This is a genomic window from Citrobacter sp. Cf125, assembly GCF_030333935.1.
Taxonomy (GTDB): domain Bacteria; phylum Pseudomonadota; class Gammaproteobacteria; order Enterobacterales; family Enterobacteriaceae; genus Citrobacter; species Citrobacter freundii.
On sequence record NZ_JAOWEY010000024.1, the window covers coordinates 416780 to 429706 of the forward strand.

The window sequence follows — 12927 nt, forward strand, 5'->3', positions numbered from 1 at the left end:
GGACCGCACTCTTATTGTAGGCCGGGTAAGCGCAGCGCCACCCGGCATGGTTACAAGCTATGAACTTTCACCAATACTATCCCGTCGACATCGTTAACGGCCCCGGCACCCGCTGCACGCTGTTTGTGTCCGGGTGCGTGCATGAATGTCCCGGTTGCTATAACAAAAGCACCTGGCGGCTCAATTCCGGCAAGCCATTTACCAAAGAGATGGAAGACAAGATCATTGCCGATCTGAACGATACGCGAATCAAGCGTCAGGGGATCTCGCTCTCCGGTGGCGATCCGCTACATCCGCAAAACGTGCCGGAAATCCTGCAACTAGTGCAGCGCGTTCGCGCTGAGTGCCCCGGCAAAGATATCTGGGTGTGGACCGGCTACAAGCTCGATGAACTCAACGCCGCGCAAATGCAGGTGGTCGATCTCATCAACGTACTGGTCGATGGCAAATACGTGCAGGATCTTAAAGACCCGGCGCTAATCTGGCGCGGCAGCAGCAACCAGGTTGTACATCATTTGCGTTGATCGCTAAAGCCGTTTGTTTGCATCGAGATAAACGGCCGAATGTTCTCGTTTGCCGACCGCGACAACAAACACGGTCACAACCTCATCCCGAACCTGGTACACCAGACGATAGCCGGACGATTTAAGCTTAATTTTATAGCAATCTGGAAGACCGTTTAAACGGGCAGAGTCAATTCTGGGGTTCAACAACACGTCGGCCAACTTCTTCTTAAACTGAGCCTTCACCGTATCACCCAGTTTATGCCACTCTTTTAAGGCTCTCGGGTCGAATTCCAGTTCATAAGTCATCCAGACTAACCTTGATTCCTTTTTGCGGGCTGGCCAGCCTCTCCCGGACTGTCTGAATCAGTGTATCTTCGCTGTCGCTAACGGTGACGGTTTTCACTGGCATGCGCCCCGTTTCCGCGACGTACTGAAACAGTAATCGCACAGCTTCCGTTGGAGTAATGTTCAGTTTTTCCAGCACGGCATAAGCCTCATTTTTGAGTTTGTCATCCAGACGGACGTTCAGCGTGGCCATTATGCCTCCAGTAGAATCGAATGTGTAATGCAGTTTAGCATTACATACGCATTACATCGAATTCTGGATAACGCCTCTCAAAAACGGCTCACACACTCCATGGCGACCGTTTTGAACTCGGTGAAATTCCGGCATGCGCAGAGCCGCGTCATGGCGCGTTCACGCAGGAAGGTGACGAAAATATCGTAGATCGCCATCGCTTCTTCGTACTCGCTTTTACTGATGGCGAGCAGGAAGATCACATGCGCCGTTTCATCATCCCATGCAATGCCCTGCGGTGCGAGGATAGTGTAAACCACCGTTTTCTTTGCCAGCAGACCGAGGGCGTGCGGCAGGGCAATGCTGTCACCCAGCATGGTGCTGACGATGGCCTCACGCTCAACCACTGAATCAAGGAACTCTGCGTCGACAAAACCTTCATCCTGCAACTGACGGCATAAGGTTTTGAACAACGTTTGTTGATCCATTGGCTCGTCAATTACACGAAAATGGGCGGCATCGAAGAATTTGTTCAACATCCACGGGCGGGTTCTATCCACCAGCACCAGTTTGCCAATTTGTTCCAGTTGATAATCGGTCGGGAACGGCGCAATCATCGCTACAGGCTTATCTTTTTCACCGATCCGCGCGGTAGAGATGACAAAATCTTCGCTGATGCTTTCCCGCTGTTCGTAGTCACGCAGCGTGACGGTATCGACGATCTCTATCTGCGGATACTTACGCGCCAGCACCGCTTCAATCATCCGCGCCATCGCATTTCCGGCATCGCATACCACCAGAACCTTCGGCTGTCTCTGATAACCGATGTTGTAACTACGCTCCAGCCCGACGCCAATATGCAGCACGAGGAAGCCGATCTCATTTTCACTGATGGTGTACGGCGTATATTTTCCCCATCCCGAGACGGCGGCCAGCGTCATGTCCCACGCCATGGGGTAGTGCTGTTTAATATTTTCCAGCAGCGGATTGGGGATCATTATCTGGTAACGCACGCGGGTGATCATCGTCTTAATATGCGTCAGCAGATCAGCATGTAACTGTTTGTCATTCAACAGGTTGTAGTTGTACTGGGTGTTGATAAAACGCAGGATGTAATTGACCAACGCTTCGTCATCATCCGCGTTGATAGCACTGGGCGCGATCTCTTGTACCTGGCGAGCAGCAATATGCACCTGTAGCCAGTTTTCTTCGGAAACGGAAAGCGGTTTGTCTGCCAGGCGGTGCAATACCGCCGCGATTTCCCGCGTGGCCAGGCACACCGATTGATCGGCCTCTTCTGCGGCAAAATCCGGGAGTGGATACCCTTCGCTAATCCGCCGTACCGCCACCGCGCAGTACAAGCGTAAAAACAGCTCGCCCTCATCGGTCAGACGAATATGAAAACGAGCGAAAATATCCTGTAAAACGGGCTGTAGCTGCTCAGGGATCCCGGCATTAAGCGCCTCCTGCATCACTAATGGGTGCTGCGGATCCTGCTGTGCCAGCGTCCACAGCAAATCGGTCAAACAGGCGCGAATCGCCATTTCGCTGCCGAACAGCTTCATGCCGTGACGGGGACGCGTTTCCAGCGTCAGATGATAACGTTGCAGATGCTCGCGCACCTCAGCCATATCGTTTTGCAGCGTCGCGCGGCTGATAAACCATTCATCAGCCAAATCTTCCAGCTTTAGCGAGAAAGCCGACGTCAGAAAACGCACCACCAGCCAGTGTATCCGTTCCTGGCTGGTTCGAGGGATGCGTAGCAACGCGTTGGGCTGCTGCGTTTTCAGGGTGTTATAACTTGCCGGGTCGTCAATTTTGAGCTGATAACCGTTACCCCGGCTGAGGACAAACTGTGCGCCGTACTGGGTGAGCAGCGCGTTTAGCGCGGTGATATCCGCCCGTACGGTGCGTGTGGAAACCGACAACCGCTGCGCCAGCTCGTCCTGTGGAAGCGCTTCGTTTTGCAACATGTCAAACAGCTGTGCTAAACGTTGGTTGGGAAATCGCACGTCAGTTTCCTCATCAGTCAGTTAGCCTACGCAGGCCCGGGTCATCGCCATCAGCTGGCGTACGTCATCCGGACGAGTGTTACCACTCACCTTATCAATAATCGAACTATAGATGTGAGGAATGATTTTACTCACTCCGGCATCGAGGGCAATCTGCAGGATTTCAGTGAAATTATCCAGATCGATACCGCCAGTTGGCTCCAGCCAGAAGTCATGACGGGCGCAGGCCTGCGCTACGGCAATGTACTCTTCACGGCATTTCAGGCCGCCCATCGGGAAGTATTTAATCGAGCTACCGCCCATGTCTTTGAGCAGCGCAATCGCGGTTTCTACCGGCACAATACCGTCCGGCGTCTGGCTGCTCAGCGGACCGGTGGAGATTTTCACCCTGCCCGGCATGCCGGTTGGCGAGACCAGACCGTTGACCACTGTCTCCTGCTGGCCCAGCAGCGCGCGACTGGTGGCCACACCGGTAAAGACCTGATTAACATGCTGGGGCTGCACCTGACGGGAAATTTCACTGACCATCGCCGACTGGTTAGGATCGCCTGCCCCCAATCCCACGGAGAGCGCATTGTCGATAAGCGCTGCGTATTCACGCATATCCGCTACTGCGCTTGCGACATCCGGGTAATTTTTTGACAACACACCAACCAACACGTGTCCTTCCGCCGCCGCGTAAATATCCCGCGCATTTTCTTTGGAGCCTGCCAGCACGTTCAGGCAGACGCGGTCGCGATAAAAGTTAGGGGTCAGTTTCATGCGTTTTTCTCCTGCGAAATCACTTCACCAATTCGACGGGCCACAATCTCCAGCTGCGCACGATCGACGCTGCGCACATCAGCTTCGATAATGCCTTCGTTGGCTTTGTAACCACGGAAGTAAATCGCGTACTCGCCTTGTTTCAGGGCTTCAACCAGTTCGCCCGTGGCGATCCCGGTTACCGCTTCATCAAACTTAATTTCCGTGCGTGCGATGTCGCGCCCTGCGCTATCCCACACCACGCGGGCGCTCACGCCGTTAAGCTGGTTCAACACATTAATGAACGGCGCCATTTTCTCGACCATCTCCGCGCCACTCTCTTTCTGCGCGTTCAGATACAGTTCGATGGCGCAGGTTAGGCCAAGAATTCCCTCTTTCCCCACCTTCATCGCCCGGCCAATTCCCGCCGTCTGGCGTTTCACCCACTCAACGTACTGGGTTTTACCTATCACCAGACCGCTGGTTGGTCCTTCAATCGCCTTCGCGCCGCTATAAATAACCAGATCTGCGCCAACCCGGTAGTAGCATTGCAAATCTTCTTCCGCCGCCGCGTCCACAATCAGCGGCAGGTTATGCGTACGCGCCACCACCGCAGCCTGCTCCACGCTGAGTATACTTTTCTGGACGCAGTGGTGAGATTTGATATACAGAATGGCCGCCGTACGCGGTGTAATGGCCGCAGCCAGCTGCGCCGCGGAACATTCGTTGGCATAACCAGCCTCCACTAACTTACCGCCGCCAAGCGCCACCATGGTACCCACCGGAGCGCCAAAGTTGACGTTGTGGCCTCTGGGCAGCACGATTTCGTTGTTCTCGATGGGCGTGACGTGTAGGTTCTCCAGCAGCCAGTCGCTGTCTTTAACCAATACGCCAGCCACCGACAGGGCGATCCCCGCCGAGGCGCAAGAGACAACGGTTGCCCCTTCCACTTCCAGCAATTTCGCGATGTAGTCGCCGGTTTTATTCACCAGGTCTTTCATCTCAAAGTATTGATTCATCCCGGCCATCGCGGCTTCAACCACTTCTGGTCGCGGCGTGGAAACGCCGAGCGCCGTCATGCGGCCGGAGGTATTAATCACCTGTTTTAAATCGTATTTCTCAAAAATCGAAGGCATGTTCCGCGCTCCCTTGTTCGGTCATATAGCCCTTGCCCGCACGTATTGCGGCAAGCGGCACCAGCAGTTGTTCAGCCTGCAGGCTGTCGTTTTCTGCATCTACCAGCACGGTTGGCTGGCGCTTAAGCGTAAAGAGGGTTAAATCAGCATCCAGACCGACCTGCAGTCGCCCCTTCTGTTTCAGGCGCAGGCCGTCGGCAGCATTGGCGGTAACGCACTCAATGACCTGCGGAAGCGACATCCCAATGGCGAGAAATTTCGACATCACATTCGCCAGAGAATGGACCGGGCCGCTGATACGGTTGCGACAGTAAATATCGGAACTGATGGTGTGTGGCAAAATCCCCAGTTCAATAGCGCGTTTTGCCACCGCAAAGCTCAGGCTGGCGGTGCCATGCCCAACGTCCAGACGCACGCCGCGTGAAATCGCCCGCGTCACTGACGCCCGCAGCTCGCCTTGCGGCGTCAGAATGCGGTTCGGCTTACCGTTGTAGCAGTGGGTAATGATGTCACCCGCGCTCAGGCGCTCGGCGATCTCATCCAGATCCGGCGGGTTGTTGCCGATGTGCACCATCAGCGGCAGGTCGCCGTTCTCTTTTTGCATCGCTTTGGCGCGCTCCAGCGGCGTGATGCCATTTTCACCGACTACGCTGCTGCTCATACGTGCCTTCAGACCGACGATAAAATCAGGGTGGCGTTTCACCGCCTGGCGCACCGCATCAGCGTCAATATTGGCCATGTTGGCCAGCTCGTTCTGGGCGATAAGCCCAACGCGAGAGATATTCAGCAACGCATACACCTCGGTGGCAGCTTCCCGGGTCAGGGTGTAAAAATCGTCGATGTCATCCGACCCGGTACTGCCCGCATCCACCACAGTAGTGACGCCAGTCGCAATACCGACGCTATCCGGCTGGTCGTGGTAAATCGGGGATTTCGGGTAGCAATGAACGTGGGAGTCAATCCAGCCTGCGCTGACGTAGCACTCGCCGCCCAGCTCAATGGTTTTCAGCGCCGGGCCATCAACGTCGCCCAACGCCGCGATCTTGCCGTCTTTGAGCGCAATATCGCTCACCGTATCGTCAACGAGGCGCGCACGGCGCAGGAGTAAATCAAACATCGCTCTCTCCTATGCCGGATGGCGGCGTAACCGCCTTATCCGGCCTGCAAATCAACAGTTAGCTAATGGCAATCGGGAAGATGGACCCGAGGATCATTGCTCCAAGGATCGCCCCGCCGGTAATCGGTTTTTGCCACAGATAAAACAGCAGCGCACCCGCCAGAGAACCGATTCCGATAGGAATAGAAGCCGTCATCGCGCTGAGGATAATCAACGGTCCGAGGAAGCGGCCGGAGGCGTTACCGGCCCCCATCATGACGTCCGCACCGTAGGTTGAGTCGCTCTGGTTGATGGTGAACTTACGCGCCAGAATAATGATGTAGCCAATCGCTAAACCAATCACCAGACCAGTGACCAGCGAGGCGGCGAAGTTGGCGACCGGGAAGATAATGCCCGCGCCCAGTAGCAGCGCCGGAACGCCTAACCCAACCCCGGTCTGAATCGCCCCGCCGATATCCAGAATCCCCACCAGCGAACCTTCAATGATGCGGGCAAACAGGAAACTTGCGCCAAATGCCGCCACCGCCCCATAGGAGCCGGTATCCATTCCAGCTTTCAGCATCGCCACAAAAGCCACTTCGTTAAATGCGCCAATACCGTACAGGTAGTACATGTGCGTTCCGGCAAATACGCCGGATGAGAGCAGGCCCACGAAGATCGGGAACGACCAGTCAGCGAACCAAAAACCTTTATTCTGTTCCATGATGACCTCCGTTATTTGCCGCTGAGCGAGTTGTGGATAAGTTCGAGCCAGTTAGGCACGGTCAGATGGAAGGATTCGATCATCTTCATATCGAAACCGCGGAAGAAGCCGCTCAGGACAAACAGCGCGACGATAGCTACCATCATCACTTTCGTGACGTGGTTCCAGCCGCTTTCTTCAACACCTTTGCCTATCAGAATGCCGAGCACCAGCCCCGGAACGGCGTTGCCCATGATCAGCTGCGCCGCGCCGCCAAAAACGGTGGCCCAGAAGCCGGATTTCTTACCGGCGTCGATCGCCGCCAGCCAGAAGATCACCGGCATCACGGTGTTAACCAGCAGGTTAGCCGCTGGCACCAGCACCTTGACGGCGGTAACCTGCAGCGCTTCCGGTACGGATGACGCAGTGAGGTTCAGGAAGGTCACCACGATCATCCCGATAACGCCGCAGGCAATTGCCATGCGCTTAGGATCGTGCAGCGTTTCACCGACGTTGCGATTTTTAATCATCAGCGCGGCGGCACCCCAGTTGGGGATGATGCGATGGTCGACGTCCTGAGTGAACGCCCCCGCCGCAACGGAGGAAGCCCAGGCGTTAAAGAAGAAGCCCAGACCGAACGAGAAGTGAGAAGCCGGATCCCCTTCGCAGGAATTCAGTTCTCCAAGAGTACGAAACGCGCCCATCCCTTGAGTGGTAGGCGCATGAAACATGCGTGCAGCCCCAGCGCCGACACCAACGCCAACCAACGCGCCGATGATGAGCGATTTTATTAATATTATCAGGAACATAATTATGCCTTTTAATAGAAAATCAGCGTTGCGTAACGAAATCCACCTTGTCGAGATTGATGGCAGTCACGTTGACGGTCACGTCCAGCTCCACGCTGAAAGTGCGTCTTTCCCGGCGCAAAAAGAGGAATAAAAACGCCTCTTTACGCACCGATTCACGCGCTTGAACAACCTGCACATCCTGTGGCTCAATACGCAGTAAGATATGCGGCGACGCTTTCATCACCGCAGCCTGAACGTGGTTCAGGGCATCGGCAAAGGCGCGAGCTTTGGTCTCGCCCTTACCCGTGACTCTCACCGTGGTGGTGAATTGCTCTTTCATGCTTAAGCGCCGTGTTTCTTTTGCCAGGCCTGCACCAGGCGCTCGCCGAGCTCTTCTTTGTCCATAAAGCCGAATCCCAGTACGTTGCACCCTTCGTTGATGGCGGTTACCCCTTCATCGACCGAACGCATGCCGTATTTCGCCTTGTAGCCGTATTTGGTCTGCGCAGTAATCGCACCCGCACCACCGCTGCCGCAAAACGAGATACCAAAGGTGGCGTTTTCCGCCTTCATCACGTCACCCAGCTTCATATCTGCTGCAACGCCCGGCACCACAACGGCACGGCCACCCGCTTTCTCTACGCCTGCCGCCACTTTCTGGCCTTTACCCAGACGATCGCCAATCACTACGGTAATCTGTTCCATCTTTTTCTCCTTAAAGGTTGTCTTTCGCGACTTCAAAGTGCACCGACAGCAGCCAGGCCTCTTCCTCAGGAAGATTGCCAAACTCGGCGACCACGTCGCGGGCAAGCGCCATTGAATCGGCAGATATTTCATCAAACAAGCTGGCATCGACTTCTGGTAAGGGTTCACCCGTTACCGAGCGGTGCGCCATGGCGCGAACATGCGACGTCAGCATCTGTTCCTGTACGGCGTTGGGAATAATGTTGCGTTCACGCAGCAAGGCATACACCTGTGCCAGCATGCGGTCGGCCAGTTCCACCGATTCCCCCATGTCATTCATTACAGCTCCGTTATTCACTCGTCTTACCCCGTTAATGTCTCTGAGGGTAAATTAGCGACGGAGGTTATAAGTTTGTAGCGAGTTGTTTTCCACTTCGAAGTGGAAAGGTGTGCAGCGATAGTGATCTGTGCCGCAAAAAGGGCTGGAACCACGATTTATCACCGGAAGAATGTGATTGAGATCGCAAGAGTGGGCAGCAAAATGGAAGGAAGTGCGAACAATGAATGGACGATAAAAATGAAAAAATGTGATGGGGATAGCGTTTACTTATGGGCGTGTAGTAGCGGGGGATTTTATCCGGCCTACGGGTATGCAGGCCGGGTAGCGCAGATTAGCGGAACTTCTTGTGGTTTTCGTTGCGCGTGGTTTTCAGCTCTTCCGCAACGGCTTTCGCCTCTTTAACTTTACCTTCGTTCGCCAGCTTCAGCGCGCCGTCAATCTGGCCGATCAGCGTGTCAAAGCCGTGGCGGAAATCCTTCATCTCCGGGCTGTCCGGGGATTTGTTTTCCAGCTTCGGCGGCGTACCTTTTTGCGCGTCCAGCGCGGCTGCACGCATTTTGGTTAACGCGTCTTTCAGTTCAGTCGCATTATCCGTTTTTTCGACAATTTTCAGGTTGTCGTTGAGGATCCCCATGTCATCTTCGAGATCGGCTGCAAACGCAGAAGAACCAAGAACCAGCGTTGAAGCCGCGACGATCGCTAACAGGTGTTTACGCATTGCTCACTTCCTTTTTTATTATTAAAAATTAACGCCTTAACGAGTATTACTGCCCGGCGATTTTCATCTCCGGTAACAATACCGAACCACATTGGATATTACTGCGCGTTTCAATATCGTTCCCCACGGTCACAATATTGCGCCACATCTCTTTTAAGTTACCGGCGATGGTAATTTCGCTCACCGGATACTGAATTTCACCATTTTCGACCCAGAAGCCCGCCGCACCGCGCGAGTAATCGCCGGTAATGCCGCTTACGCCCTGGCCCATCAGCTCGGTAACCACAAGGCCTGTGCCCATCTCTTTAAGCAACTGCTCGAAGCTTAGACCTTGTCCCGGAATTCGCCAGTTGTGGATCCCGCCCGCATGCCCAGTGCTCTTCAGGCCCAGCTTACGTGCGGAATAGTTAGTCAACAGCCATTGAGTCAGCACGCCGTCTTTAATAATGTCGCGGCGTTCGGTCCGTACCCCTTCGCTGTCGAACGGTGAAGACGCCAGCCCTTTCAGCAGGTGCGGATGTTCTTCAATAGTCAGCCATTCCGGCAGAATTTGTTTGCCCAGCGAATCCAGCAGGAAGGTGGATTTGCGGTACACCGAACCGCCGGCGATCGCGCCGACCAGGTGTCCGAACAGTCCGGTCGCCACTTCGTTGGCGAAAATCACCGGCGCTTTCATGGTGGACAGCTTACGCGGCGACAAACGAGATAAGGTGCGGCGAGCACAGTCAGCCCCTACCCACTCCGGCGTTTGCAGATCGCCCATCGCCCGGCCAATGGTGTAGGCGTAATCGCGTTCCATATCGCCATTTTCTTCCGCGATTACACAGCTGGAAAGGGAATGACGCGTGGAGCAGTAGCCCTGCAGCATGCCGTGGCTGTTACCAAACACTTTGATGCCATAGTGGCTGTTAAAGCTGCCGCCTTCGGTATTGGTGATACGCTTATCAGCCTGCAGCGCCGCCTGTTCAGCACGAGCAGCCAGTTCGATGGCTTCATCAGGGGAAACTTCCGCCGGGTGGAACAGGTCCAGATCGGGCGCATCAAAGGCCAGCAGTTCTTTATCTGCCACGCCTGCGCACGGATCCGGCGAAGTGTAACGTGCAATGTCCAGCGCAGCCTGCACGGTGCGTGCAATCGCCTGCGGGCTTAAATCGGTGGACGATGCGCTGCCCTTACGGTTCTGGTGATAAACCGTAATCCCCAGTGCACCATCGCTATTGAATTCGACGTTCTCCACTTCACCATAACGGGTGCTGACGCTAATACCCGTGGTCTTGCTCACAGCGACTTCCGCGCCATCCGACTTACCTGACGCTAATTCCAGTGCCGTCGAGACTGCTTCTTCCAGAATCTTACGCTGCGCTTCAACTTGTGAGATTACTTTCATCGCAAATGCCATAATGTAGAGAGAGTTTCTCTGAAGTCTAACAGAGAACCGTTTTTCAGTGCGCATCTTAACTGGTAACATTAGCCTCTTTTTTTAAGGAGCCTGAAATGACAAAGCAGCCCGAAGACTGGCTCGACGACGTTCCCGGTGATGACATCGAAGACGAAGACGATGAAATTATCTGGGTCAGTAAAAGTGAAATTAAACGCGATGCCGAGGAGTTAAAACGCCTGGGTGCGGAACTGGTTGATCTGGGGAAAAACGCGCTGGATAAGATCCCGCTTGATGCGGATTTACGTGCCGCCATTGAGCTGGCCCAGCGTATTAAGATGGAAGGACGTCGCCGCCAGTTGCAGTTGATTGGCAAAATGTTGCGCCAGCGCGATGTTGATCCTATCCGTCAGGCGCTGGACAAGCTGAAAAATCGTCACAACCAGCAGGTCGTTGTCTTCCATAAGCTGGAGCAACTGCGTGACCGTATGGTTGACGGTAGCGATGAAGCCATCGAAGAAGTGATGAATCTGTGGCCTGACGCCGACCGCCAGCAACTGCGTTCGCTGGTGCGTAACGCCAGGAAAGAAAAAGCGGGCAACAAGCCGCCAAAATCTTCCCGCCAGATCTTCCAGTATCTGCGTGAACTGGCGGAAAACGAAGCCTAACCTCTTCGTCTGCTGAAAGTGCCGGATGGCGGTGCAATCACCTTATCCGGCCTACAATCCGTTAACACGTTGTAGGCCCGGTAAGCGTAGCGCCACCGGGCATTTTTTTACTCTTCCGCTTCTGCCTGAGCTTTCTTCGCCAGGCCATCCAGCAGTTTTTGATGAATACCACCAAATCCGCCGTTGCTCATCACCAGAATGTGATCGCCTGGCTGCGCGGTTTTCACCACCATATCTGCCAGGGCATCCACATCGCCACTCCAGTGTGCCGGCTGAACGCAGGCTTCAGCGACTTCGGCTACCTGCCACGGAATATGCGGAGGTTGCAGCAGGAACACTTCGTCCGCACGGCCTAACGACGGCGCCAGATCGTCTTTGCACAGGCCCATTTTCATGGTGTTCGAGCGAGGCTCCAGCACTGCGATGATGCGCGCCGTACCGCCCACTTTACCGCGCAACGCCGCAAGCGTTGCCAGAATGGCCGTCGGGTGATGGGCAAAATCGTCATACACCGTCACGCCATTGGCTTCACCGCGCAGCTCAAGACGACGACGGGCGTTAATGAATGAACCGAGCGCATTAGCTGCATCTGCAGGCACGACGCCCACATGGCGCGCGGCCGCAATCGCCATCAGACCGTTATGCATATTGTGCTCGCCCACCAGGCCCCACTTCACTTCACCGACTTTTTCACCGTCCAGCCACACTTCCCACTCAGAAGCATCGGTGGTCAGTTTTTTCGCCTGCCAGTGACCTTGTTCGCCCACCAGCTCTTGTTCGCTCCAGCAGCCCATCGCCATCGTTTGTTTCAGATTGATGTCGTTTTCCGGGTAGATGATGCGTCCCTGGCCCGGCACGATACGCACCAGATGGTGGAACTGTTTCTGGATCGCTTTCAAATCGTCAAAGATGTCCGCGTGATCGAACTCAAGGTTGTTGAGGATCAGCGTACGCGGGCAGTAATGCACGAATTTAGAACGCTTGTCGAAGAACGCGCAGTCGTACTCATCCGCTTCAATCACGAAGAAGTCGCTTTCGCCAAGACGCGCAGAAACCTCGAAGTTACCCGGTACGCCGCCGATCACAAAGCCAGGCTTATAGCCGCAGGCTTCGAGGATCCAGGTCGCCATTCCGGCGGTGGTGGTTTTGCCGTGCGTACCCGCAACCGCCAGTACCCAGCGGTCGCGCAATACAAAGTCATGCAGCCACTGCGGGCCAGACATGTACGGAATGTTCTTCTCGAGAACCGCTTCCACGCACGGATTACCACGGGTCATGGCATTGCCGATGATCACTAAGTCCGGCTGCGGGTCGAGCTGGCTGGCATCGTAACCCTGAATCAGATCAATGCCTTGCTTCTCAAGTAAGGTACTCATCGGCGGATACACATTGGCGTCCGAACCGGTTACTTCATGACCGAGCGAGCGCGCCAGCATCGCCAGACCGCCCATGAAAGTGCCACAAATTCCCAAAATATGAATGCGCATACGTCACTATCCTTTTTTAATCTGGGGGCCATTTTACGCACATGTCCGGCAAGTGAGAAACGCATTTCAGGATATTCCGCAGTTTGCTGGCGCGATTCACCTAAGCGCAACAATGGAAATATTTGTTAATATTGTTGCGGTCGCTTTACT

The 12927-nt window shown here is 54.8% G+C and carries 16 protein-coding genes; 2 read left to right on the top strand and 14 right to left on the bottom strand.

Annotation, left to right across the window (positions count from 1 at the left end):
• Positions 1–59 precede the first annotated feature (59 nt).
• Entirely contained in the window at positions 60–524 is a 465-nt protein-coding gene (gene nrdG / locus OGV89_RS16195; protein ID WP_032937736.1) for an anaerobic ribonucleoside-triphosphate reductase-activating protein, read from the top strand.
• Between the two features lie 3 nt (positions 525–527).
• Here nrdG and OGV89_RS16200 read toward each other — a convergent pair whose 3' ends face one another.
• The 13 genes from OGV89_RS16200 to pmbA all read right to left on the bottom strand — a co-directional run bounded on the left by OGV89_RS16200 (position 528) and on the right by pmbA (position 10643).
• Positions 528–812, bottom strand: coding sequence for a type II toxin-antitoxin system RelE family toxin (locus OGV89_RS16200; RefSeq protein ID WP_003839578.1), 285 nt, complete (start codon positions 810–812; stop codon positions 528–530).
• Positions 802–1044: a type II toxin-antitoxin system RelB/DinJ family antitoxin gene (locus OGV89_RS16205; protein ID WP_003839576.1), complete on the bottom strand. Its 243-nt coding sequence runs from the start codon at positions 1042–1044 to the stop codon at positions 802–804. The genes OGV89_RS16200 and OGV89_RS16205 overlap by 11 nt, the downstream gene beginning before the upstream one ends.
• Before the next feature lie 77 nt (positions 1045–1121).
• Positions 1122–3035: a BglG family transcription antiterminator gene (locus tag OGV89_RS16210; protein WP_286558947.1), complete on the bottom strand. Its 1914-nt coding sequence runs from the start codon at positions 3033–3035 to the stop codon at positions 1122–1124.
• A 21-nt stretch (positions 3036–3056) separates the two neighbouring features.
• On the bottom strand, positions 3057–3797 hold the full coding sequence (dagF, locus tag OGV89_RS16215) for a 2-dehydro-3-deoxy-phosphogluconate aldolase (RefSeq protein WP_048216922.1): 741 nt from the start codon (positions 3795–3797) through the stop codon (positions 3057–3059).
• Positions 3794–4912 (bottom strand): DgaE family pyridoxal phosphate-dependent ammonia lyase, encoded by a 1119-nt coding sequence (locus OGV89_RS16220; RefSeq protein ID WP_286558949.1) that lies wholly within the window; start codon positions 4910–4912, stop codon positions 3794–3796. Before OGV89_RS16220 ends, dagF begins: the two co-directional genes overlap by 4 nt.
• Positions 4896–6029: an amidohydrolase/deacetylase family metallohydrolase gene (locus tag OGV89_RS16225; protein ID WP_286558951.1), complete on the bottom strand. Its 1134-nt coding sequence runs from the start codon at positions 6027–6029 to the stop codon at positions 4896–4898. Before OGV89_RS16225 ends, OGV89_RS16220 begins: the two co-directional genes overlap by 17 nt.
• A 58-nt stretch (positions 6030–6087) precedes the next feature.
• Positions 6088–6732, bottom strand: coding sequence for a DUF4310 family protein (locus tag OGV89_RS16230; RefSeq protein ID WP_003830379.1), 645 nt, complete (start codon positions 6730–6732; stop codon positions 6088–6090).
• Positions 6733–6743: 11 nt separating this feature from the next.
• Positions 6744–7520 (bottom strand): DUF4311 domain-containing protein, encoded by a 777-nt coding sequence (locus OGV89_RS16235; RefSeq protein ID WP_003025764.1) that lies wholly within the window; start codon positions 7518–7520, stop codon positions 6744–6746.
• A gap of 22 nt (positions 7521–7542) precedes the next feature.
• Positions 7543–7842, bottom strand: coding sequence for a DUF4312 family protein (locus OGV89_RS16240; RefSeq protein ID WP_003025762.1), 300 nt, complete (start codon positions 7840–7842; stop codon positions 7543–7545).
• Positions 7843–7844: 2 nt separating this feature from the next.
• Positions 7845–8207: an SFCGS family glycine-rich protein gene (locus OGV89_RS16245; protein ID WP_003830384.1), complete on the bottom strand. Its 363-nt coding sequence runs from the start codon at positions 8205–8207 to the stop codon at positions 7845–7847.
• Between the two features lie 10 nt (positions 8208–8217).
• On the bottom strand, positions 8218–8526 hold the full coding sequence (locus OGV89_RS16250; RefSeq protein WP_049002370.1) for a glycine dehydrogenase: 309 nt from the start codon (positions 8524–8526) through the stop codon (positions 8218–8220).
• 331 nt (positions 8527–8857) lie between these two features.
• Complete coding sequence (gene cybC / locus OGV89_RS16255) at positions 8858–9244, bottom strand: cytochrome b562 (protein WP_003025756.1); 387 nt, start codon at positions 9242–9244, stop codon at positions 8858–8860.
• A 46-nt stretch (positions 9245–9290) separates the two neighbouring features.
• A complete protein-coding gene (gene pmbA / locus OGV89_RS16260) occupies positions 9291–10643 on the bottom strand; it encodes a metalloprotease PmbA (RefSeq protein WP_003830385.1) in 1353 nt (450 codons plus the stop codon).
• A 95-nt stretch (positions 10644–10738) separates the two neighbouring features.
• Between pmbA and yjgA the strand changes: the two genes are divergently transcribed.
• Positions 10739–11290 (top strand): ribosome biogenesis factor YjgA, encoded by a 552-nt coding sequence (yjgA, locus tag OGV89_RS16265; protein WP_003025750.1) that lies wholly within the window; start codon positions 10739–10741, stop codon positions 11288–11290.
• A 107-nt stretch (positions 11291–11397) separates the two neighbouring features.
• On the opposite strand, the gene mpl is transcribed toward yjgA, so the two are convergent.
• Entirely contained in the window at positions 11398–12777 is a 1380-nt protein-coding gene (mpl, locus tag OGV89_RS16270) for a UDP-N-acetylmuramate:L-alanyl-gamma-D-glutamyl-meso-diaminopimelate ligase (RefSeq protein ID WP_003839563.1), read from the bottom strand.
• Positions 12778–12927: the final 150 nt, after the last annotated feature.

Excerpts from the sequence above, each read along its gene's own strand:
- nrdG (WP_032937736.1), top strand. The coding sequence starts at position 60 with ATGAACTTTCACCAATACTATCCCGTCGACATCGTTAACGGCCCCGGC.
- OGV89_RS16200 (WP_003839578.1), bottom strand. The coding sequence starts at position 812 with ATGACTTATGAACTGGAATTCGACCCGAGAGCCTTAAAAGAGTGGCAT.
- OGV89_RS16205 (WP_003839576.1), bottom strand. The coding sequence starts at position 1,044 with ATGGCCACGCTGAACGTCCGTCTGGATGACAAACTCAAAAATGAGGCT.
- dagF (WP_048216922.1), bottom strand. The coding sequence starts at position 3,797 with ATGAAACTGACCCCTAACTTTTATCGCGACCGCGTCTGCCTGAACGTG.
- OGV89_RS16220 (WP_286558949.1), bottom strand. The coding sequence starts at position 4,912 with ATGCCTTCGATTTTTGAGAAATACGATTTAAAACAGGTGATTAATACC.
- OGV89_RS16225 (WP_286558951.1), bottom strand. The coding sequence starts at position 6,029 with ATGTTTGATTTACTCCTGCGCCGTGCGCGCCTCGTTGACGATACGGTG.
- OGV89_RS16230 (WP_003830379.1), bottom strand. The coding sequence starts at position 6,732 with ATGGAACAGAATAAAGGTTTTTGGTTCGCTGACTGGTCGTTCCCGATC.
- OGV89_RS16235 (WP_003025764.1), bottom strand. The coding sequence starts at position 7,520 with ATGTTCCTGATAATATTAATAAAATCGCTCATCATCGGCGCGTTGGTT.
- OGV89_RS16240 (WP_003025762.1), bottom strand. The coding sequence starts at position 7,842 with ATGAAAGAGCAATTCACCACCACGGTGAGAGTCACGGGTAAGGGCGAG.
- OGV89_RS16245 (WP_003830384.1), bottom strand. The coding sequence starts at position 8,207 with ATGGAACAGATTACCGTAGTGATTGGCGATCGTCTGGGTAAAGGCCAG.
- OGV89_RS16250 (WP_049002370.1), bottom strand. The coding sequence starts at position 8,526 with ATGAATGACATGGGGGAATCGGTGGAACTGGCCGACCGCATGCTGGCA.
- cybC (WP_003025756.1), bottom strand. The coding sequence starts at position 9,244 with ATGCGTAAACACCTGTTAGCGATCGTCGCGGCTTCAACGCTGGTTCTT.
- pmbA (WP_003830385.1), bottom strand. The coding sequence starts at position 10,643 with ATGGCATTTGCGATGAAAGTAATCTCACAAGTTGAAGCGCAGCGTAAG.
- yjgA (WP_003025750.1), top strand. The coding sequence starts at position 10,739 with ATGACAAAGCAGCCCGAAGACTGGCTCGACGACGTTCCCGGTGATGAC.
- mpl (WP_003839563.1), bottom strand. The coding sequence starts at position 12,777 with ATGCGCATTCATATTTTGGGAATTTGTGGCACTTTCATGGGCGGTCTG.